The 16,996-nt window shown below is 62.4% G+C and carries 20 protein-coding genes and 1 tRNA gene; 17 read left to right on the top strand and 4 right to left on the bottom strand.

The features are described from left to right. The first annotated feature begins 160 nt into the window (after positions 1-160). From AC1ROB_RS16735 to AC1ROB_RS16720, 4 genes are read left to right on the top strand one after another with little or no spacing between them, the layout of a single operon-like run. On the top strand, positions 161-679 hold the full coding sequence (locus tag AC1ROB_RS16735) for a DUF1643 domain-containing protein (RefSeq protein WP_492969985.1): 519 nt from the start codon (positions 161-163) through the stop codon (positions 677-679). Further along, positions 676-909: a hypothetical protein gene (locus tag AC1ROB_RS16730; RefSeq protein WP_492969986.1), complete on the top strand. Its 234-nt coding sequence runs from the start codon at positions 676-678 to the stop codon at positions 907-909. The genes AC1ROB_RS16735 and AC1ROB_RS16730 overlap by 4 nt, the downstream gene beginning before the upstream one ends. 2 nt (positions 910-911) lie before the next feature. Further along, positions 912-1,538 carry a hypothetical protein gene (locus AC1ROB_RS16725; RefSeq protein ID WP_492969987.1) on the top strand — a complete coding sequence of 209 codons (627 nt, stop codon included), beginning with the start codon at positions 912-914 and terminating at the stop codon, positions 1,536-1,538. Next, positions 1,516-1,755, top strand: a complete 240-nt coding sequence (locus AC1ROB_RS16720) for a DUF4031 domain-containing protein (RefSeq protein WP_492969988.1) — start codon at positions 1,516-1,518, stop codon at positions 1,753-1,755. The genes AC1ROB_RS16725 and AC1ROB_RS16720 overlap by 23 nt, the downstream gene beginning before the upstream one ends. On the opposite strand, the gene AC1ROB_RS16715 is transcribed toward AC1ROB_RS16720, so the two are convergent. Continuing rightward, on the bottom strand, positions 1,752-3,017 hold the full coding sequence (locus AC1ROB_RS16715; protein WP_492969989.1) for a tyrosine-type recombinase/integrase: 1,266 nt from the start codon (positions 3,015-3,017) through the stop codon (positions 1,752-1,754). The genes AC1ROB_RS16720 and AC1ROB_RS16715 overlap by 4 nt on opposite strands. A gap of 169 nt (positions 3,018-3,186) precedes the next feature. After that, a tRNA-Ser gene (locus AC1ROB_RS16710) sits at positions 3,187-3,276 on the bottom strand. 397 nt (positions 3,277-3,673) lie between these two features. On the opposite strand from AC1ROB_RS16710, the gene AC1ROB_RS16705 reads away from it, so the two are divergent. From AC1ROB_RS16705 to AC1ROB_RS16670, 8 genes are read left to right on the top strand one after another with little or no spacing between them, the layout of a single operon-like run. Continuing rightward, entirely contained in the window at positions 3,674-4,105 is a 432-nt protein-coding gene (locus AC1ROB_RS16705; protein WP_492969990.1) for a CBS domain-containing protein, read from the top strand. Between the two features lie 22 nt (positions 4,106-4,127). Next, positions 4,128-5,021 carry a formate dehydrogenase accessory sulfurtransferase FdhD gene (locus AC1ROB_RS16700; protein WP_492969991.1) on the top strand — a complete coding sequence of 298 codons (894 nt, stop codon included), beginning with the start codon at positions 4,128-4,130 and terminating at the stop codon, positions 5,019-5,021. Beyond that, on the top strand, positions 5,021-5,644 hold the full coding sequence (mobA, locus tag AC1ROB_RS16695; RefSeq protein ID WP_492969992.1) for a molybdenum cofactor guanylyltransferase MobA: 624 nt from the start codon (positions 5,021-5,023) through the stop codon (positions 5,642-5,644). The genes AC1ROB_RS16700 and mobA overlap by 1 nt, the downstream gene beginning before the upstream one ends. After that, positions 5,641-6,369 (top strand): biotin/lipoate--protein ligase family protein, encoded by a 729-nt coding sequence (locus AC1ROB_RS16690; RefSeq protein ID WP_492969993.1) that lies wholly within the window; start codon positions 5,641-5,643, stop codon positions 6,367-6,369. The genes mobA and AC1ROB_RS16690 overlap by 4 nt, the downstream gene beginning before the upstream one ends. Continuing rightward, on the top strand, positions 6,366-6,842 hold the full coding sequence (locus tag AC1ROB_RS16685) for a DUF6505 family protein (RefSeq protein WP_492969994.1): 477 nt from the start codon (positions 6,366-6,368) through the stop codon (positions 6,840-6,842). Before AC1ROB_RS16690 ends, AC1ROB_RS16685 begins: the two co-directional genes overlap by 4 nt. Continuing rightward, a complete protein-coding gene (locus AC1ROB_RS16680) occupies positions 6,835-7,848 on the top strand; it encodes a DUF6352 family protein (RefSeq protein ID WP_492969995.1) in 1,014 nt (337 codons plus the stop codon). The genes AC1ROB_RS16685 and AC1ROB_RS16680 overlap by 8 nt, the downstream gene beginning before the upstream one ends. Positions 7,849-7,851: 3 nt before the next feature. Continuing rightward, on the top strand, positions 7,852-8,400 hold the full coding sequence (locus AC1ROB_RS16675; RefSeq protein WP_492969997.1) for a DUF3305 domain-containing protein: 549 nt from the start codon (positions 7,852-7,854) through the stop codon (positions 8,398-8,400). Further along, positions 8,360-8,983 (top strand): DUF3306 domain-containing protein, encoded by a 624-nt coding sequence (locus AC1ROB_RS16670; RefSeq protein ID WP_492969998.1) that lies wholly within the window; start codon positions 8,360-8,362, stop codon positions 8,981-8,983. Before AC1ROB_RS16675 ends, AC1ROB_RS16670 begins: the two co-directional genes overlap by 41 nt. 7 nt (positions 8,984-8,990) lie before the next feature. Here the strand turns inward: AC1ROB_RS16670 and AC1ROB_RS16665 are convergent, their stop codons facing one another. After that, positions 8,991-10,232 (bottom strand): cation:proton antiporter domain-containing protein, encoded by a 1,242-nt coding sequence (locus tag AC1ROB_RS16665; RefSeq protein WP_492969999.1) that lies wholly within the window; start codon positions 10,230-10,232, stop codon positions 8,991-8,993. Positions 10,233-10,491: 259 nt separating this feature from the next. Here AC1ROB_RS16665 and AC1ROB_RS16660 point away from each other — a divergent pair, with 259 nt between their 5' ends. From AC1ROB_RS16660 to AC1ROB_RS16640, 5 genes are read left to right on the top strand one after another with little or no spacing between them, the layout of a single operon-like run. Next, on the top strand, positions 10,492-11,301 hold the full coding sequence (locus AC1ROB_RS16660) for a molecular chaperone TorD family protein (RefSeq protein WP_492970000.1): 810 nt from the start codon (positions 10,492-10,494) through the stop codon (positions 11,299-11,301). A gap of 35 nt (positions 11,302-11,336) precedes the next feature. Further along, positions 11,337-11,546 carry a twin-arginine translocation signal domain-containing protein gene (locus AC1ROB_RS16655; RefSeq protein ID WP_492970001.1) on the top strand — a complete coding sequence of 70 codons (210 nt, stop codon included), beginning with the start codon at positions 11,337-11,339 and terminating at the stop codon, positions 11,544-11,546. A gap of 43 nt (positions 11,547-11,589) precedes the next feature. Beyond that, positions 11,590-14,481, top strand: a complete 2,892-nt coding sequence (locus tag AC1ROB_RS16650; RefSeq protein WP_492970002.1) for a formate dehydrogenase subunit alpha — start codon at positions 11,590-11,592, stop codon at positions 14,479-14,481. 23 nt (positions 14,482-14,504) lie between these two features. Beyond that, on the top strand, positions 14,505-15,101 hold the full coding sequence (gene fdh3B, locus AC1ROB_RS16645) for a formate dehydrogenase FDH3 subunit beta (RefSeq protein WP_492970003.1): 597 nt from the start codon (positions 14,505-14,507) through the stop codon (positions 15,099-15,101). Between the two features lie 23 nt (positions 15,102-15,124). Further along, complete coding sequence (locus AC1ROB_RS16640) at positions 15,125-16,093, top strand: formate dehydrogenase subunit gamma (protein WP_492970004.1); 969 nt, start codon at positions 15,125-15,127, stop codon at positions 16,091-16,093. A gap of 70 nt (positions 16,094-16,163) precedes the next feature. Here AC1ROB_RS16640 and AC1ROB_RS16635 read toward each other — a convergent pair whose 3' ends face one another. Then, complete coding sequence (locus tag AC1ROB_RS16635; protein WP_492970005.1) at positions 16,164-16,766, bottom strand: superoxide dismutase; 603 nt, start codon at positions 16,764-16,766, stop codon at positions 16,164-16,166. Between the last annotated feature and the right edge of the window lie 230 nt (positions 16,767-16,996).

The following is a 16,996-nucleotide window of genomic DNA, read 5'->3' as shown; positions in this document are numbered from 1 at the left end:
ATTCCATATCGTGGTGGGAATGGTTCCGGCCGATCATCCTCCGGCACAAGGCGGCCCGCACACTGCAGCGCCATCGTGAGCGCGGGTTTGTGGTGTTGCTGCCAAAGGTTCGGCCGCGCCATTTCCTTCTTCAACCAGGTTGGTGGAAGAGGAAGCCATTATGACCACCGCAGACATGCTGACCACACGCGCCGCCATCTTCAGCAAGTGCAGGCGCTGGCGGTACCGGCTTTCCATCATCTGGGATACACGACTGCCGGTCATCGTTTTCATCATGCTCAATCCGAGCACGGCCGATGAATTGGCCAATGACCCCACCGTAGAGCGGTGCCAGCGCCGCGCGGTGATGTTGGGATTTGGCGGCGTCATCATCCTGAATGCCTATGGGTGGAGGGACACCGAGCCGGAAAACCTATACGGCCAGCCCGATCCCATTGGGCCTGAGAACAATGAATGGATTTCCGGCACAGTTAAGCGCATCGCCCGTGAAGGCGGCCTGGTGGTTTGCGGTTGGGGAAATCACTGCGACCGCGTAAAGCCGGGTCGCTCCGCTGAGGTGTTGCAGCTGGTGCGTGACGCCGGCGCAATCCCGCACGCATTGAAATTGAACGGCGACGGTTCACCGCAGCACCCGCTGTATGTGGGCTACGGCGTTAAACCCATCACGATGGTGGCATGATGTACCTGGAACAGCGCGCACTGCCGGATGGCGGCCGGCAAATCATCATCACGATGGATGCCAAAGAGATGCGACGCGCCACCATGATGCGCGGCACGGCGCCTGAATTCTTCCACGTCAGCAACCGCTATAAGCCGTCTGAGGTGCTTTGGGCGCTGCTGAAATTCGCCATGCAGCGCGAGGCCCAGCACGAAGCGGCGGAGATGCCACGGTTTACGGGGAGCGTATAGCGATGACCGCTGATACCATGAATGAGCGTGATGCCCTAGTGAGGGAATTAGAGGCATATGCGAAAAGTTGGGCAGAGCGTGCAGGGAATGTTTCACCTGTACTGCGCGCAATAGAGTTTCTTAAATCCATTCCAGACAGAGCCGCGGAAGTTGAGTGTGAAGTGCAAGCTATATCGCAAAAGATATGCGCAACGATTGAAACGCGCGCGCCGTGGTCACCTGCTGATGCCAAAATATTAAAAGCCCACAATCAAGCTACACAAGCGGCGGCGATCACTGCCGGAAAGTTTGTGCGCGCACTTGCCGCCCGTAATTTCTCTGTGGTGGCCGCCAAGGCGACGGAACGAGAGCCTGAGGCTATTGCGTTGGTCACCAAGATGATGAGCATTTCAGAAGAAATGGGTGCCATACGAAACTTCATTCAGGACCGCAAGACTGTCTGGAAATTCGACATGGTTCTGACAGAGCGCAACGCTATCATGTGGGATGCGTGGTATCAGGCAGCTTTGCATTGGAACAGTGGCGGTGTTCTTGGTGCAACCTATGAGGACGCAATCGCCCCGCACCGATCCGCACTTACTAACGGTTCTAAGCTGATGGATGGCCGTGCGCTACCTCACCGACGATAAGCGCCACCTCATCTGCGACCCGTACAGCGTCGCCGGCCTGCACGCCATGGCGGCCGATCTGGGCATAGCGCGCCATTGGTTCCACGGTGGTGACATGCCGCATTACGATATCCCGAAGCGCATGCAGGCGGCTGTGGCGGCGCGCTGCACTGTCGTGAGGCCTCGGGATATCGTCGCCATCATCCGGGCCGCGCAGGCCGCCAGCAGATTGCTCTAGCGGCGCTTCGGTCCAGTCAGCAGCGACCAGGCCGGCGCGGCATCCTTCAGCAGCAGGTCGGCCCACAACTGCGCCAGTTCACGCCGGCGCTCGATGTGGGCGGCGCGGTTATAGGCCGCCTCCACCTTATCCTTGGGGACGTGCGCCAGCATCAGGTCAATCACCGCGCGGTCGGCCGCAAACCGTTCGTTCATGCAGGTGCTGAATGTGGCGCGCCAGCCGTGCGGTACATGCCTCTGGTGATATCCGGCCCGGTTCAACATATAGCCGATTGCATTCTCGCTCATCGGCCGCGCCGGGAACCTGTCGTTGGGCAGCACCAGCTGGCCGGCGCCGGAGGCCTTGCGCAGCGCGGCGATCACTTCCAGCGCCTGGGTGGACAGCGGCACCCAGTGCTCGCGGGCCTCATCGGCCTTGGCCTCTTTCTTCAGCTTCATGCGGTCGGCCGGGATGATCCATACGGCCTTGGCCGGGTCGATATCTGAAAACTCTGACCACGGGGTGCCCAGCAGCGAGCCGACACGCACCGCCGTGAGGGCCAGCAGCCGGTGCCCCAGCTTGGTGACCGGATGCCCTGGCTGGGCCTCTACGGCGGCCAGCATGGCCCTTGCCTGGTCAAGGTCGGTGACACTGGGCTGGCGGCCTCTGATGACCTGCTTAAGCGCCCCCTTCACCACCGCCGCCGGGTCGGCCTTGGCCGTGCCGCTGGCGATGGCAAAAACGAACACCGCACTGATGCGCTGGCACACCCGGTGCGCCGTCTCGACGGCGCCGCGGCGCTCAATCGGCCGCAGCACCTGCTGCAGGATCAGGGGCGGTTCTATACTGGCTATCGGCAGCGTCCCGATGATCGGGAACACATCGGCCACCAGGCTATCCCAAACATCATTCGCGTGGCGCTCACCCCAGCCGGGCCGCTGCACCTCCCACCATTCCTTCGCGGTATCCTGGAACAGCGTGCCCGTGGCTTCCACCACGGCCGCCACCTGCCTGCGCTTCTCCACGCTGGGGTCGCGGCCCTCAATCAGTTGGCGCTTGGCGTCGTCGCGTTTCTCGCGCGCCTCGGCCAGCCCGATGGTGGGGTATGGGCCGAGCGCCAGCAGCTTTTCCTTGGGCTTTCCATCAGGCCCTGGATACCGGTATTTGAGACGCCACAGCTTGCTGCCATTCGGGTTGACCAGCAGGTGCAGGCCACCGCTATCTGACAGCTTGAATGGCTTCTCTTTCGGCTTGGCGCGGCGCGCTGCAACGTCAGTCAGCATGGCAAAAACCCGATACCCCCAAATTTTCGAGGCCGTACCCCCAACGCTACCCCGCGACACGCTGGAACGAGTGGGACGTAGTGGGACAACCGACGCTACGAAAATGCAGCAAGCATGCGGCTGAGCGCAAGGTACGATGGACGTTATGGGACGTGTTGAAAGTGGAGGCTGGCGGAGAGGGTGGGATTCGAACCCACGGTACGCTTGCACGCACAACGGTTTTCGAGACCGTCCCGATCGACCACTCTGGCACCTCTCCGCGAGGACCGGCTGGATGGTGAAGACCACGGCCGGAGGTCGAAAACGGCGCGGACCATAACCGATGCCACCCCCGCCCGCAAGGCTCCGACCGGGTGGGGAAGATAATGATCCATCAATAGCTTAAGGCAGGCCGAACGGTTCGGCCTTGTCATCCTTGCGGGCTTGACCGAGACTGGTGCCGAGACAGTGTCCGGGCTGCGGATTCACCGTATCCAGAAGACGCTGCGACGGGAGGCCGCCATGGGTTCTGGCTTCAGCACCCGACCATACTGCCGTCCCGGATTTGCCGGGTTCCGCAGCCTGAAGCACCCTGTTGTCGACATTCTGCCCAAGGACATCTAACGCATCCGAGAAACGACTGCGCCACCAGGCGCCAAGCCAAGGAGGAAACCAGCATGACCGTTGCGCATATCCTCAAGGACAAGACCGGCAGCGTGGTTCACGCCAAGCCCGGGGATACGATCGAATCGGTTTGCCAGATGCTGGCAGACAAAGGCATCGGTGCCGTGCTGGTGCTGCGACCCGATGGCGGCATTGCCGGAATTCTGTCGGAGCGCGATATCGTGCGCGGCCTGGCGATGATCGGCATCGATCTGTTGCAGCAGAGCGCCGATACGATCATGACCAAGAATGTCATGGTCTGCTCCAGCCGCGACACCATCGAAGATGTCATGCATCTGATGACCAAGCGGCGCATACGCCATCTGCCGGTGGTGGATAACGGCCGCCTGACCGGCATGATCTCCATCGGCGATGTGGTGAAACGGCGCATCGCCGCCACCCAGATGGAAGCCGAAGCCTTGCGGCAGTACATCGCCACCGGCTGAACTCTGCCCTATATAGGGAGCCATGACTCGCCAGCTGACAGACTTCCTGGTCGCCCCGGACCCGCAGAACCCCGCCCTGACCGAGACGGTGCAGGGTATCGACCATGACGGCCGGCCCGTCGAGACCAAGGTGCCGGTCGAACGCCCCCTGACGCTGTTCCTGAACGGGCAGGAGATCGTCACCATGATGACGATCGGCGACTACCCCGATTATCTGGCACTGGGCTATCTGATCAATCAGCGCATGCTTTTGCCCGATGATGAGGTCACCGGTATCGATTTTGATCCCGAGATCGAGACCATCGTGGTCCGTACGGCCCGGCGCACCGATTACGAGGAGCGTCTGAAGAAGAAGACCCAGACTTCGGGTTGCGCCCAGGGCACGGTCTTCGGCAACATGATGGATGCGGTGGAAAGCGTGAGGCTGGATCCGCAGGCGGAATTGCGCACATCCTGGATCTATGCCCTGTCGAAAAAGATCAACCTGCAGCCGTCGCTGTATCTCGAGGCCGGCGCCATTCATGGCTGCGTGCTTTGCGAGGGCGACCGGCCGTTGATCTATATGGAGGATGTCGGTCGGCATAATGCGATCGACAAGATCGCCGGCTACATGCGCGTGCATGGCGTTTCGGCGGCAGGCAAAAGCATGTACACCACCGGCCGGCTGACCTCGGAAATGGTGATCAAGACCGCGCAGATGGGCATTCCGATCCTCATCAGCCGTTCGGGCTTCACCGCCTGGGGCGTGCAGCTGGCGCGCCAGATCGGCATGACCCTGATTGGCCGTGCCAAGGGCAAACGCTTTGTGGCGCTGGCCGGTGCTGAACGCCTGCGTTTCGATGCCGATCCTGCCGCCGTTGCGGAAGAGGGGGCGCGGTCGCAGCGCAAGGGCGGCCGCGACGACGAGGCGGCATAATGGCAACCGTTCTGGGCGTTGTGCTGGCCGGCGGTCTCGCCCGCCGGATGGGCGGCGGTGACAAAAGCCTGCAGTCGCTGGCGGGGCGTCCGATCCTGTCTCATATCCTTGATCGCTTTGTGCCACAGGTCGATGGGGTGGTGCTGAATGCGAATGGTGACCCGGCGCGGTTTGCCAGCTTTGGCTTGCCGGTTGCCGGCGATGCGGTCGATGGCTTTGTCGGGCCGCTGGCCGGGGTGCTCTCGGGCCTGGCCTGGGCCAAGGCAAACCGTCCGGATATCGCCGATATCGTTACTGTGCCGGGCGACGGACCGTTCCTGCCGCGCGATCTGGTGGCGCGCCTGCTGGCGGCACGCGAAGAAGCCGGCGCCGATCTGGCCTGCGCGGCCTCCGATGGCCAGGCCTATCCGGTGATCGGCCTTTGGCCGGTGCGGCTGTTCGATGATCTGCATCATGCCGTGACGGTGGAGGATATCCGCAAGGTCGACCGCTGGACGGGACGCCACAAGCTGGTGCAGGTTGATTTTGCGGTGGATCTGGTCGATCCCTTTTTCAACGCCAATACACCGGAAGACCTGGCCGAAGCCGAACGGCTGCTGACGATACTGGGAGAGCGGGCATGACTCCGGCTGACTGGCCGAATGTTCCACCGGGCTACACGCTGCGCCTTTGCGCGGCCGATGCCTTTGCCACGGCCTGCAAGGCGGCCGACGATGGCGCCGAGGACGGCCTGCTGCTCTGGATCAACCGCACGGATCGCTGCGAGGCGGCGCTGTTGCTGCGTCCGCTCGATCCCGTGCAGCCGGCGCTGACCCTCGCCTATGTCGGGCTGCTCGGCCTGCATGACGGCCTGGCCGGACTGGCGCCGGCTGAAACGCCGGCCAGCATCGCCTGGCCCGACCGTCTGCTGGTCAACGAGGCCTGTGTCGGCGGCGTGCGTATCGGCCATGGCCCACTGGTGGAAAAGGAAGGCATGGCCGATGTGCCCGACTGGCTGGTCATCGGCATCACGGTGCAGATGGTGCCGCCCCGCGAAGAGGACGATGCGCCGGGTGTGGAGCTTGAATATACCAACCTGCATGAGGAGGGCTGCGGCGAGATCACTGTGCCCAGATTGATCGAATCCTTTACGCGCCATACGCTGCACTGGCTGGATCGCTGGCAGGAGGAAGGCTTCGAGCCGGTCCGCCGCGCGGTACTGCACGACCTGAACGACAAGGCGTTGCAGGTGGAAGCCAATGGCGACGTCTGGCAGCAGGATGGCGCGGCGAAAGCCTGGCGGACTCTGCGCGACGCGTTGCGCCAGCCCAGCTGGGCGTTGCCCGAACACCTGGTGCGGCCGTCATGAAGCTGCTGCGTGCGATCCGGTTCGATGACTCGGATCAGCGGGTCTTCACAGCCGCAGCCGAGCCCGGCGAATGGGCCGTGCCGGGCACCTTCGCCTTTGCCGATGCCGATCCGGAGAGTCTCAGTCGGCAGGAGCGCCAGGCTTTTGCCAATGGCTTTCTGGGTCTGGGCAGCTTCGGCTGGTCCACCCTGGTCACGGTATCGACGATCACCGCCGAGGAGTATGCCGCCGTCATCGAAGCCCTTGCGCAGCACCTGGTCGAAGAATACGGCGCGCCGAGCCATGCTGAGGCTCGGGCGGCGGCAAAGGAAGAGATCGACTATACCGCTTCGCTCAGCGAGCATCCGGTCAATACCCTGCTCAGCCTCAGCCGCTTCATGGATGGCGATGCCATCCGTGAGCAGTTCCGCATTGTATCGCCGCCGGGCGACAAACCGCATACCAAGATCTGGGAGATCGCACCGGATGCCTGATTTCTGGATCAGCAGTGGTTATGACCTGCTTGACCGCAATCCTGACGGTCGCCTGAGTATTGGCGAAGATTTCATCCGGGCCTATCTCAGCCGCCCGGAGATGCTGCCGCCTGACGAGGCCTGCGATGCCGAGCGTGCTCTGCATGCCGGATTGCTGGCAGCACCGTTGCGCACGGTCACGGCGACGGATCTTGGAACGCTGGCTGATGCGGATGCCCGGCAGAATTACGAAATCTTCCTGCGCTTCCGCGACCATCTGGTCCGCAGCGGCAGCGTCGAGGCCGCCTATATGGGGCTGTTCCGCAAGGAAGCGCCGGCCGTGCCGGCCATGTTCATGGATCATCTCGCCGCGGCGATCCTGCGCGATCTGCTGGATGGCAAGGAGGATGCCTTTCGCGCCCGTGCGGCAGAGCTGTTTTTCCGGGTGCAGAAAGTGACGCTGCGCGATGGCGCCATCCTGCTGGCCGATGAAGAGACGGTGGAAATGCTGGCGGCCAAGGACAGCTATGGTTCGCTTGGCGCCCTGGTCAGCCAAGCGGGTACGGCGCTGCGCAGCGTGGATATGGATATCCTGACCCGCGAAAATGCCGGGCAGTACTGGGCGCGCAGCGACCGCCATGATTTCGTCCTGGACTTCAGCTTCACCCGTCCGGGCCACGACGCCCTGGCACGGGTGATCGAGTTGTGGGTTGAGCGGTTGACCGGCGCCGCCGTGCAGGTCACGCCGGTGCAGACTATTCGCGACGAACGCTGGGTCTGGCATATCGGGCTGGATACGACAGCCAGCACGATTATGAACGCCCTGTATGAAGGGCAATCGGTCGATGAAGACCATCTCCGCCAGATTCTGGCCCTGTTTCGCCTGGAATTCCGCGATCCGTCGCTGATGCTGCCGCGGGTCGCCGGGCGCCCGGTCTATCTGGGCGTTGCCGTCGATCATCACGGCACGCTGCGGCTGAAGCCGCACAATCTTGTGGTAAACTTGCCGCTCAACACGGGAAGCTGAAGCATGACCGGTACTGTCAGACCGCCGGAAACCGAAAGCCTCCGGATCGGCGTGATCCTGGAGCGCCGCACGCTGGACAACCCCTGGATCGATCACAGCTGGCGTCCGGTACAGGTACTGCCTGGCGTACCGGGCTCTGAGCCCTGGACCAGGCTGGCCGAGGGTGAGGGCTGGGTGCAGTACTATGCCGGCGAGGCCGAACTGGTGCTGTATCGGCATGAATCCGAAACCTACGCCTATAATATCGAAAGCGCGCAGCCGGCTGTGTGGGTCTTCCTGCGCAGCAGCGATTCCGCGCCTGGCATTGAGCTGCACGGCGCCTCTGTCGATCCGGGCGAGGCGCATGCCCATAACGATACCGGCGACGACATCGTCGATTTTGTCGCCATGCCTGACGCCATCCTGGACTGGGTGACGGATTACGTGCAGCGCCATCCGCCGACTAAGGAGCATTACAAGCGCAAGCGGGATCGTGCCGATCCGGAAGCGCTGGCGCGCCGCACGCGCCTGTATGAATCCGATCCGTTGCGTCAGGTGCCGGAAGATGAGTAAACCGGACAAGCCGTCGCTTGATACCGCAGAAGAGGGTGGCTTCCTCTCGCGTTGGTCGCGCCGCAAAGCCGAGGCGCGCGAGGCAACGGTCGAGCCGAAGCCTGTCGCAGAACCAGTGGTCGATGAAGAGGCTGTATTCGATCCGGCCTCGCTGCCGCCGATCGAAAGCCTGACGGAACAAAGCGATTTCAGTGTTTTCCTGAAAAAAGGCGTGCCGACGGCCTTGCGCGCCGCTGCCCTGCGCAAGCTCTGGCTGATCGAGCCCAGCGTGGTGAATTACCAGCCGCTGGTCGAATACAACTGGGATTTTACGGCGCCCGGGTATGGCGACCTTTTGCCGACCGACGATGTGGCCAAGCTGGCGAAACAGATTTTCGCGGGCTACAGCCAGCAGCCAAAGACAGAACCGGTGGCAGAAAGTGCTGAAGAGCAGCCGCCGCCGAATGATAGCGCGCCGGAGCAACTGCCGGCTCTCGATGAGACACCGCTCGCGTCATTTGTGCCTGACGAGAAACCGCAGGCACAGGAGCAGGAGAGCTCTGCGCCGCAGCGTCGCCGTCATGGCGGCGCCTTGCCGAGCTGAACTGGACCTAAGGCTTGTCCTGATCCTTGGCGCCAAGCTTGCGCAGCAGGTCCGGGCGTTCGCGCAGCCAGACTTCCAGCGGCTCCAGGGCGCGAAACAGCAGAGGGTTGAGCGTGATCGACAGGAAGGCGCCAGCGAGTAGCAGGTCGCGTCCTTCCGGCGGCAGCAGGCCGAACGAAACGCCCAGACCGGCCAGGATGAACGAGAACTCACCGATCTGCGCCAGGCTGGCCGACACCGTGAGGGCCGTGGTCAGCGGGTGGCGGAAAGCCAGCACGATCAGAAAAGCCGCCAGCGATTTGCCCAAAACGATAATCAGCACGGTTGCCAGCAGGGCCAGCGGGGCTTCGAACACGATGCTGGGATCGAACAGCATGCCGACGGCGACGAAAAACAGCACGGCAAAGGCATCCTGAAACGGCAGGGAGCGCTGGGCTGCGTCGTGGCTCAGTTCGGATTCGTTCATGATCACGCCGGCAAAGAAAGCGCCAAGCGCGAAAGACACGTCGAACAGCAGCGCGGCGCCGAAGGCGATACCCAAAGCGCAGGCCAGCACAGACAGCGTGAAAAGCTCGCGTGAACCCGTGGCGGCAACATGCTGCAGCAGCCAGGGGATGACGCGCTTGCCCACCACCAGCGCCAGCGCCGCGAATAATGCGACCTTCACCACTGTCATCAGCAGTGTGAAGGCAAGACTGTCGCTGCTGCTGCTTGGCCGGCCGCCAAGAATATCTGCCAGCGGCGGCAGCAGCAGCAGGGCGGCAATCATGAAGATGTCTTCCACCAGCAGCCAGCCGACGGCAATCCGGCCGTGGTCGCTGTCGACCTCGTTGCGCGCTTCAAGCGCCCGTAGCAGCACCACGGTGCTGGCCACCGAAAGCGCCAGACCGAAGACGATGCCGCCGCCCAGGCCCCAGCCGAATGCCTGTGCCGTCAGCAGGCCAAGCAGGGTGGCGACCAGGATCTGGGCCAGCGCGCCGGGAATGGCGACCCAGCGCACGCGCATCAGGTCCTTGGGCGAGAAATGCAGGCCGACGCCGAACATCAGCAGGATGACGCCGATCTCGGCCAGTTGCTGCGCCAGGACGGTGTCGGCCACATAGCCCGGCGTATACGGACCGACCGCGATGCCGGCGAGCAGGTAACCGACCAGCGGCGAGAGACGGAATTTCTGCGCAATCATGCCGAAGGCAAACGCGATCACGAAAGCCAGCGCCAGCATGGTGATCAGGGGGGTGTCATGCGGCATGAAAACGCTGTTCCCTTTGCAGTCGTGCCCGACTGGCGCGAATCCAGTCTTTGCAATTGCTTGCGCCACCCCTAACACAGCCACGCGGGCAATTTAAGGCTGCGGCATTATCAAGACTGATAATCATTCCTAATGCGATTGAGAGTCGCTTTCAAAATTTCGCAGTTGCAATAAAACTCCTGACTTTTCAGTGAGTTATTCCGATTTTTATTGGCGCTCTACAAAACATTTTGTAGGGTGCCGGCAGGGAAGAGGAATCGTGACCGCAGCATTGGAAAACGCTATCGCCATCGTCGGCGGCCAAACCCAGTTGGCACGGTTGCTGGGGGTCAAGCAGGCCAATGTCTGGCATTGGCTGAAGAAAGCTGACCGCGTGCCGGGCGAGTTTGTGCTCGCCATCGAGAAGGCCACCGGCGGCGAGGTCACGCGCCAGCAGCTTCGCCCCGATCTCTACCCCGATGCCAAGGCGATCGGTGCCGCACCCGTTATTCCTGAAGAGGACCTGTGGCGCGCGCAGATTTATGCCCTTCTGGGGCGCAGCCTCGCGCGGTGTCCCGATACGGCGCTGCTGACGGCGCTGGGCCAGCTGAAAGGCGACGACACCGCAATGGGCTTGGCCCTGGCGCAATTGGCCGAACGGGCGCGGACAACTTCGCTGGAGCGCGCGCAGGATGAATATGACGCGCTGTTTGTCGGTTTGCCGCGCGGCGAGCTGGTACCCTACGCTTCCTTCTACCGCACCGGTTTCCTCTACGAGCGCCCGCTGGCCAAGCTGCGGGGCGACATGGCAAGGCTCGGCTATGCCCGTGCCGATGATGTGGCCGAACCCGAAGACCATATGGGTGCGCTGTGCGAGCTGATGACGATGCTGATTCAGGGTGGCGAAGGTCGCGGCCCGGCTGAACTGAGCACCCAGGAGCGCCTGTTCCGGCAGCATCTGGCGCCTTGGGGCGAGCGTTTCTTCACCGATCTGGAGCAGGCGTCGGGCGCCAGGCTCTATCAGCCGCTCGGCACGGCCGGCCGGCTGTTCATGTCCATTGAAACCCAGGCTTTTGCCCTGGCCGCGTGAGCGGCGGGCCGATATCGCGAATTGGAGAACCAGCCATGAGCAAGACCGACAAGAAAGACCAGATCGACCGCCGCAGCTTCCTGCGTACGGCTGGCGCCGGCGCTGGTGTCGCTGCCGCCGCTGCGGTGGGTACCGTGATTGCGACCAAAGCCGAGGCTGCGCCCGAGAATGCCGAGACCCGCAAGAAGCAGCGCTACAAGGAAACCGAGCACGTAAAACGCTACTACGACAGCAATCGCCTCTGAGTTTGCCACGACGCGCCAGCACGCGTTAGACGGAGATGTCCCAATGTTGATCAAGAAAAGCTCCACCGCCGGCGTTGCCCCTAAAGGCAAGCTCACCGGCCTTCTCGCCGGCGCCACGCTGCAGACCATGGATCGCCGCGGCTTCCTCAAGGCATCCGGCCTTGCAGCAGGCGGCCTGGCGGCGGTTTCCGCGCTGTCGCCCGCGATGGTTAAGCAGGCCAAGGCCGCTCCCTCGGCCTCCGGGAATATCGTGCGCAAGAAAAACATCTGCACGCATTGTTCGGTCGGCTGCACGGTGACGGCGGAAGTCGAGAACGGCGTCTGGGTCGGCCAGGAGCCGAGCTGGGACAGCCCGATCAATCTCGGCACCCATTGCGCCAAGGGCGCGGCGATCCGTGAACTGACCCATGGCGACCGTCGCCTGAAATATCCGATGAAGCTGGTGGACGGGAAATGGACTCGCATCAGCTGGGATGTGGCGGTCAACGAGATCGGCGACAAGCTGATGGAAATCCGCCAGAAGTCCGGCCCGGAATCGGTCTACTGGCTCGGCTCTGCCAAGTTCTCCAACGAAGGCGGCTATCTCTTCCGCAAGTTTGCGGCCTTCTGGGGCACCAACAATATCGACCACCAGGCCCGTATCTGCCATTCGACCACTGTCGCCGGCGTCGCCAATACCTGGGGCTACGGCGCGATGACGAATTCGTACAACGACATCCATAATTCGAAGTCGATTGTCATCATGGGCGGCAATCCGGCCGAAGCGCATCCGGTGTCGCTGCAGCACGTGCTGCGCGGCAAGGAGCGTAACCGCGCCCCGCTGATCGTGATCGATCCGCGCTTCACCCGCACGGCGGCGCATGCCACCGAATACATGCGCATCCGTCCCGGCACCGATATCCCGGTGATCTATGGCCTGCTCTGGCACATCTTCCAGAATGGCTGGGAAGACAAGGAATATATCCGCCAGCGCGTTTACGGCATGGATGACATCCGCGCCGAAGTCGCCAAGTGGGCGCCGGACGAAGTCGAGAAGGTCACCGGCGTTCCCGGCGAACAGATGAAGCGCGTCGCCGAGACGATGGCGAAGAACAAGCCGGCCACCCTGATCTGGTGCATGGGCGTGACCCAGCACACGGTCGGCACGGCCAACGTGCGTGCGTTGTCGATCCTGCAGCTGGCGCTCGGCAATATCGGCGTGGAAGGCGGCGGCGCCAACATCTTCCGCGGCCATTGCAACGTGCAGGGTTGCACGGATCTGGGCCTCGACGTCACCACTCTGCCGGCCTATTACGGCCTGGTCGAGGGCGCCTGGAAGCATTGGGCCCGCGTCTGGGACGTCGATTACAACTATCTGCTCGGTCGTTTCCAGGACAAGAAGATGATGGAGACCAAGGGCATTCCGTCGACCCGCTGGTTCGACGCCGTCCTGGTCGACAAGAAGGACCTGGAGCAACAGGATAACGTCAAGGCGATGTTCTTCTGGGGCCATGGCGGCAACACCGTGCCGCGCATGCCCGAGATGCGCACCGGCATGGAGAAGGTCGAGCTGATGGTCGTGGTCGATCCGCATCCGACCACGGCTGCGGCGCTGCCCGATCGCAAGAACGGCACCTATCTCTTGCCGGCCTGCACCCAGCTTGAGACCCGCGGTTCCCGCACGGCGTCCAACCGCTCCCTGCAGTGGGGCGAACAGATCGTGCCGCCGGTCTTCGAGTCGAAGCCGGATCACTGGATCCTCTACAAGTTCGCCAAGAAGCTCGGTTTTGAGCAGGAGCTGTTCAAGAACATCAAGATCGACGCCGGCGACGAGCCGAATGTCGAAGACATCCTGCGCGAAATCAACAAGGGCACGATCTCGATCGGCTATTCGGGTCAGTCGCCGGAGCGTCTGAAGGAGCATATGGCCAACCAGGGCGATTTCGACGTGATCTCGCTCCGCGCCACCAAGGGCCCGCTCAAGGGCGAATTCTACGGCCTGCCCTGGCCCTGTTGGGGCACGCCCGAGATGAAGCATCCGGGCACGCATGTGCTGTACAACACCAGCCTGCCCGTGAAGGACGGCGGTGGTGCCTTCCGTGCCCGCTTCGGCGTCGAACGCAATGGCGTCTCGCTGCTGGCCGACGGTTCCTTCCCCAAGGATTCGGAGATCCAGGACGGTCACCCCGAGTTCACCTACGGCCTGCTCAAGAAGATGGGCTGGGACAAGGAACTGACCGATGCCGAGCGCGCCACGATCGAAAAGATCGGCGGCAACAACCCGGATGCAGTTGGCTGGGCCATCGATCTGAGCTGCGGCATCATCCGTGTCACCATGGCGCATGGCGTGCAGGCGATGGGCAATGCCAAGGCCCGCGCCAATGCCTTCGGTCTGCCGGATCCGATCCCGGTGCATCGTGAGCCGATCTACAGCTCGCGGCGTGACCTGGTCGCCAAGTATCCCGCCATGGCCGACCGGCGCGACTATCGTCTGCCGCATCTGGGCAAGAGCCTGCAGGACAAGGATGTCAGCAAGGACTTCCCGATGATCCTGACCTCCGGTCGCCTGGTCGAATACGAAGGCGGCGGCGAGGAAACCCGTTCGAACAAGTGGCTGGCCGAGTTGCAGCAGAACATGTTCGTCGAGATCAACCCGGATGATGCGACCCGCCTTGGCATCAAGGAAGGCCAGAATGTCTGGGTCTACGGCCCCGAGAACAACGCCAAGGCCAAGGTCAAGGCGATGGTTACGCCGCGCGTCGGCAAGGGTGTGGTCTTCCTGCCGTTCCACTTCTCCGGCTTCTGGCAGGGTGTGGACCAGCGCAAGAACTATCCGCCGGGCGCCGATCCGATCGTGCTTGGCGAGTCCGTCAATGGCGTGACCACCTACGGCTACGATCCTGTCACCCACATGCATGAGAACAAGGCCACGCTCTGCCGCATTGAAGCGGCCTGAGCGACGGTTAGGGAGAACACACCATGGCCCGCATGAAATTCCTCTGCGACTCCGAGCGCTGCATCGAGTGCAACGCTTGCGTCACCGCCTGCAAGAACGAGAACGAGGTGCCTTGGGGCATCAACCGTCGCCGCGTCGTCACGCTGAATGACGGCGCCAAGGGTGAACGCTCGATCTCGATGGCCTGCATGCATTGCGAAGACGCGCCCTGCATGGCGGTCTGCCCGGTCGACTGCTTCTACAAGACCGACGAAGGCGTGGTCCTGCATTCCAAGGATCTCTGCATCGGCTGCGGCTATTGCTTCTATGCCTGCCCGTTCGGCGCCCCGCAGTATCCGCAGGTCGGCAACTTCGGCAGTCGCGGCAAGATGGACAAGTGCACCTTCTGCGCTGGCGGCCCGGAAGCCGACAACACCAAGGAAGAGTATGTCAAATACGGCGCCAACCGCCTGTCGGAAGGCAAACTGCCGATGTGCGCCGAGATGTGCTCCACCAAGGCGCTGCTGGCCGGCGATGGCGATGTGATCGCCAGCATTTACAAGGAGCGCGTCACGCGTCGTGGCTACGGTTCTGGCGCCTGGGGCTGGTCGACGGCCTACAAGACCGGCACTTCGGCCTGATCGCGTCAGATAGGAGAAACAAGATGCGCATTTTGCATTCCAAGCGCACCCTCTGGGCGGCTCTGGTTTTCGGCCTCATGGTCGCGGTCGCCGTACCGGTTTCGGCGCAGCAGACTGCGGCGCCGGCCGACGACGCCCTGCTGATGCAGCAGTTGAAGGGCCCGGTAGCCGGCCGCGTGTCGATTCCGGATGCGAAGTCCGGCGTGCTGATCCAGCCTGAGGGTCGCGACTGGCGCCAGGCCTCGCAGGGCCCGGTGAAGTCGATCGGCGGCTGGGTTCTGGCGATCACCGTGATCGCCCTCGCGGCGTTTCTGGCGCTGCGGGGCCGGATCAAGGTCGAGCACGGCATGTCGGGCCGTACGGTCGAGCGCTTCTCGGCGGTCGAGCGGTTCTCGCACTGGCTGACGGCGATCTGCTTTATCATTCTTGGCCTGAGCGGCCTCAACCTGTCCTTCGGCCGCAGTCTGCTTCTGCCGATGATGGGGCCGGAAGCCTTCACCAGCCTCTCGGCATTCGGCAAGCTGTCGCATAACTTCCTCAGCTTCCCGTTCGTGCTTGGCGTCTTCCTGATGGCGGTGATGTGGATTCGCCACAACATCTTCAATGCCATCGACATGGAATGGTTCAGGCAGGGCGGCGGCATCCTCAAGAAGGGTGTGCATCCGCCGGCTGGCAAGTTCAATGGCGGCCAGAAGATCATCTTCTGGTCGGTGGTGCTGGGTTCGGCAGCGCTGGCCGTCAGCGGCTATATCCTGATGTTCCCGTTCTATGTGACGGACATTGCGGGCATGCAGATTGCCCAGCTGGTGCACGCCATTGCCGGTATCCTGATGGTCGCGGTCATTCTTGCCCATATCTACATCGGCACCATCGGTATGGAAGGCGCCTTCGATGCCATGGGTAGCGGTCAGGTTGACACCAACTGGGCCAAGGAACATCACAGCCTCTGGGCCAAGGATGTTGCGCAGCCCCGAGTGGGCGGCGACGACTGACCGCATTCTCTTGTGAATGTAAAAAGGGCGGTGGATTTCCACCGCCCTTTTTCTTTGTATGCGTTTTTGATCAGCCGAGATTCTTTTCGGCGAACTCCCAGTTCAGCAGTTTGTCGATGGCGGCATTCAGGTGATCGGGCCGGCGATTCTGCCAGTCGAGATAGTAGGCATGCTCCCAGACATCGAGGGTGAGCAGCGGCGTCACGCCTTGCATGGTCAGCGGATTTTCCGCATTGCCGGTTTTCTTGAACACCAGCTTGCCGCCTTCCAGGCAGAGCCAGGCCCAGCCCGAACCGAATTGCGTCACGCCGGTATTGGCGAACTCGCTCTTGAATGTCTCATAGTCGCCGAAACTGTCCTTGATCAGGTCGCCAATCCGGCCTGAAGGTTTGCCGCCGCCTTTGGGCGAGAGGCTGTCCCAGTAGAAATCATGATTCCAGACCTGGGCGGCATTGTTGAAGATTGTGGCCTTGTCGGCCTTGCCATGGGTTGCCTTGATGATCTCGACCAGGCTCTTATCCTTCAGCGGATCATCGGCGAGCAGTTTGTTGAGGGTGTTGAGATAGGTCGTGTGGTGCTTGCCATAGTGAAAGCCGATGGTTTCGGCTTTGATCACCGGCGCCAGGGCGTCGTCGGCATAGGGCAGGGGTTTCATGGTGAAGGGGGCGCCCATCGTTTGCTCCTTGATCGTGATTGCTGGTCCGGGGGTTACGCAGCACCATCTAGGGCGCTGGCACGGTATGCGGCAAGATCATGGCCCTGACGGGAGGCCGGCCGGTGACGACAGTCATCGAATTTGTGCAAACGCACAGGGCCGGTCCGTGCTTGCAATGAGGCCGCACAGCGTCAAGATAAACGCAGCAGCGCACACAAAGTTGCAGGAACCTGGAATGAACAGAAAAC

This window comes from Ferrovibrio sp. GW821-FHT12F09, assembly GCF_058806775.1.
This window is presented reverse-complemented; position numbering and strand designations above follow the sequence as displayed.

What these genes read in the sequence shown, in the direction of transcription:
- AC1ROB_RS16735 (WP_492969985.1), top strand. Translation starts at nt 161, where the DNA reads ATGACCACCGCAGACATGCTGACCACACGCGCCGCCATCTTCAGCAAG.
- AC1ROB_RS16730 (WP_492969986.1), top strand. Translation starts at nt 676, where the DNA reads ATGATGTACCTGGAACAGCGCGCACTGCCGGATGGCGGCCGGCAAATC.
- AC1ROB_RS16725 (WP_492969987.1), top strand. Translation starts at nt 912, where the DNA reads ATGACCGCTGATACCATGAATGAGCGTGATGCCCTAGTGAGGGAATTA.
- AC1ROB_RS16715 (WP_492969989.1), bottom strand. Translation starts at nt 3,017, where the DNA reads ATGCTGACTGACGTTGCAGCGCGCCGCGCCAAGCCGAAAGAGAAGCCA.
- AC1ROB_RS16705 (WP_492969990.1), top strand. Translation starts at nt 3,674, where the DNA reads ATGACCGTTGCGCATATCCTCAAGGACAAGACCGGCAGCGTGGTTCAC.
- AC1ROB_RS16700 (WP_492969991.1), top strand. Translation starts at nt 4,128, where the DNA reads ATGACTCGCCAGCTGACAGACTTCCTGGTCGCCCCGGACCCGCAGAAC.
- mobA (WP_492969992.1), top strand. Translation starts at nt 5,021, where the DNA reads ATGGCAACCGTTCTGGGCGTTGTGCTGGCCGGCGGTCTCGCCCGCCGG.
- AC1ROB_RS16690 (WP_492969993.1), top strand. Translation starts at nt 5,641, where the DNA reads ATGACTCCGGCTGACTGGCCGAATGTTCCACCGGGCTACACGCTGCGC.
- AC1ROB_RS16685 (WP_492969994.1), top strand. Translation starts at nt 6,366, where the DNA reads ATGAAGCTGCTGCGTGCGATCCGGTTCGATGACTCGGATCAGCGGGTC.
- AC1ROB_RS16680 (WP_492969995.1), top strand. Translation starts at nt 6,835, where the DNA reads ATGCCTGATTTCTGGATCAGCAGTGGTTATGACCTGCTTGACCGCAAT.
- AC1ROB_RS16675 (WP_492969997.1), top strand. Translation starts at nt 7,852, where the DNA reads ATGACCGGTACTGTCAGACCGCCGGAAACCGAAAGCCTCCGGATCGGC.
- AC1ROB_RS16670 (WP_492969998.1), top strand. Translation starts at nt 8,360, where the DNA reads ATGAATCCGATCCGTTGCGTCAGGTGCCGGAAGATGAGTAAACCGGAC.
- AC1ROB_RS16665 (WP_492969999.1), bottom strand. Translation starts at nt 10,232, where the DNA reads ATGCCGCATGACACCCCCCTGATCACCATGCTGGCGCTGGCTTTCGTG.
- AC1ROB_RS16655 (WP_492970001.1), top strand. Translation starts at nt 11,337, where the DNA reads ATGAGCAAGACCGACAAGAAAGACCAGATCGACCGCCGCAGCTTCCTG.
- AC1ROB_RS16650 (WP_492970002.1), top strand. Translation starts at nt 11,590, where the DNA reads ATGTTGATCAAGAAAAGCTCCACCGCCGGCGTTGCCCCTAAAGGCAAG.
- fdh3B (WP_492970003.1), top strand. Translation starts at nt 14,505, where the DNA reads ATGGCCCGCATGAAATTCCTCTGCGACTCCGAGCGCTGCATCGAGTGC.
- AC1ROB_RS16640 (WP_492970004.1), top strand. Translation starts at nt 15,125, where the DNA reads ATGCGCATTTTGCATTCCAAGCGCACCCTCTGGGCGGCTCTGGTTTTC.
- AC1ROB_RS16635 (WP_492970005.1), bottom strand. Translation starts at nt 16,766, where the DNA reads ATGGGCGCCCCCTTCACCATGAAACCCCTGCCCTATGCCGACGACGCC.